This is a genomic window from Streptomyces sp. NPDC005070 (genome assembly GCF_053600395.1).
In genome coordinates, this window is sequence record NZ_JBSFZS010000390.1 from 1 (window position 1) to 2,196 (window position 2,196).

The 2,196-nt window shown below is 71.9% G+C and carries 3 protein-coding genes; all 3 read left to right on the top strand.

The annotated features are described in order from the left end of the window. Positions 1–222 (top strand): hypothetical protein (locus tag ACWEBX_RS39390; protein WP_451889512.1); only part of this gene is annotated, 222 nt, incomplete at its 5' end. After that, positions 222–1,028 carry an SDR family NAD(P)-dependent oxidoreductase gene (locus tag ACWEBX_RS39395; RefSeq protein WP_451889513.1) on the top strand — a complete coding sequence of 269 codons (807 nt, stop codon included), beginning with the start codon at positions 222–224 and terminating at the stop codon, positions 1,026–1,028. The genes ACWEBX_RS39390 and ACWEBX_RS39395, both read left to right, overlap by 1 nt. After that, positions 1,018–2,196, top strand: a 1,179-nt coding sequence (locus tag ACWEBX_RS39400; RefSeq protein WP_451889514.1) for a beta-ketoacyl synthase N-terminal-like domain-containing protein, incomplete at its 3' end; no start/stop codon positions are given. The genes ACWEBX_RS39395 and ACWEBX_RS39400, both read left to right, overlap by 11 nt.

Consider the following 2,196-nt stretch of genomic DNA (forward strand, 5'->3'; position numbering starts at 1 on the left):
AGACTGAGCTGGGACTTCGTCAGGCCGCTGTACCCCGACACCCCGTTCTGGTTCACCACCGCCACCGACCGGGCCGAGGAGATCGACGACCGGATCGGCCTGGTCGAGACCACACGCAGGGTGTTCGACGAGAACGACCGCACGTACGCCATCGGACGCATGAGCGTCGTCGTGCTGCGGCACGCCGCGCAGCGGACCGCAACCGTGGAAAGGGTTCAGTGATGGACAGTCAGTACCAGCCCCTCAAGGGGCGGGTGGCCCTGGTGACCGGCGGATCCCGTGGCATCGGCGCGGGCATCACCCGCAAACTCGCGGCCTGGGGAGCCACCCTGGCCATCAACTACGTCGACCGGGAGGGCCCGGCCAAGGAACTGGCCCAAGAACTCGGCGAGTCGGGTACGGAAGTGACCCTGCACCGCGCCGACCTCAGCGAGCCCGCCGAGATCGAGAACCTGATCACGGAGATCGGCGAGATCCACCAGGACCTGCACATCCTCGTCCAGAACGCGGCCGCCACCAAGTTCGCCCGGCTCACCGAAGCCTCCCTCGGCGACTGGCAGTTCGTGCAGGACACCAACTCCCGGGCCACCTGGCTGCTCGCCAAGCACGCTCTCCCGCTGATGCGTGAGCGCGAGGGAGCCCGCTTCATCACGATCACCAACTCCACGACCACGCGCATCATCCCGCGCGCCGGACTCTTCGCCGCGGCCAAGGCGGGACTCGAGGCGCTGACCGACTACCTCTCCTACGAGCTGGCGCCGTACGGCATCGTCGCCAACTGCGTACGTCCCGGACTCGTCCAGACCGGGGTCTTCAAGGTCCGCCCCGACTTCGCCCATGGCGTCACCAAGGAACTGTCCGTCTCTCCGTGGCCCGGGGACCGCATGACCACCCCGGAGAACAGCGCCGACGTGGTCGCCCTGCTCTGTCTGGAGGAGGCCTCCTGGATCGCCGGGCAGACCATCACCGTGGACGGCGGATACCGCCTGTGGGGCGGCATCAGCGGCGGAGGCCGGCGTGCCGAGTGAACGTGCCACCGCGGAGGCCGCCGGCGTGACGGGAGAACGCGCCGGGCGGCAGGACCGTCCCGACATCGTGGTCACCGGTATCGGCGTGATCTCCCCGGCGGGCCTCGGCGCGGCCCGGCTGTGGGAGGCCATGGCGGCGGGCAAGACCTTCTTCGACACCGGCGGCCACGACGGGCCCGCCCCCGCACTGCCGTGGCCGGCGGCCTCGGTCGACACCACGGAGATCACCTGGCCCGCCGGCCGTGACTGGGCCAACGCCGGCAAGTACGCCAACCAGTCGGCCCGTTGGGCTGTCGCCGTCGCCCGCCAGGCACTGGAACAGGCCGGGATCGCCGGCGACACGGAAGACGTACGCGGCGGCACCGTCATGGCCGTGGGCAGCAGCAGCGACGAGCTGAGCGACGTCATCCCGCAGCTCGCCTCCCGCTTCCGCGACGACCCCAGGCCCCTCGCGAAGTTCCTCCACGACGAGGTTCCCGACTACTCCTACATCCGCGGCATCCCCTCCCAGCTCGGCCAGTTCGTCTCCATGGCCAGCGGATTCCGGGGCTCCAACGTCGCCGTATACGGCGAGGCCGCGGCCGGCGGCACGGGCGCACTGGCCCTCGCCGTACGGCTGCTGGAGAGCGGCGAACTCGACCGGATGCTCGTCGTGGGCGTCGGAGCACCCCTCACGGCCACCGCGATGGCCGCCTTCGACCAGGACGACCCCCTCGGCACACGCGCCACCGCGGGCGCCGGACCCTTCGACGCCGACAGGTCGGGGACCCTGCTCGGCCAGGGTGCCGCCGCCGTCCTCCTGGAGCGCGCCGACACCGCGCGCGGCACGGCCCGCGCCCGGCTCGCCGGCTGCGAGGTGCTGGTCGCCGCCGACGTCACGGCCTCCGCGCGACTCGTCGTCGACACCGTACTCGCCGACGCGGACACCACGCCCACCGTCTGGTGGGCACACGGCGCGGGCTCCGACCGCCTCGACCGCGTGGAGACCCGGGCGGTACTGCCCCGCGTGGGCAGCCTGCCCGTCACCGGCTCGAAGGGCACCATCGGCAACGCCTTCGAATGCTCGGCGCTCATCGACACCGCGCTGGTCGTGGAGAGCCTCGGACGCGGCGCACTGCCCCCCGTGGGCCTGCTGCGCCGCCCCGACCCCGGACTCGCCGGTCTCGAC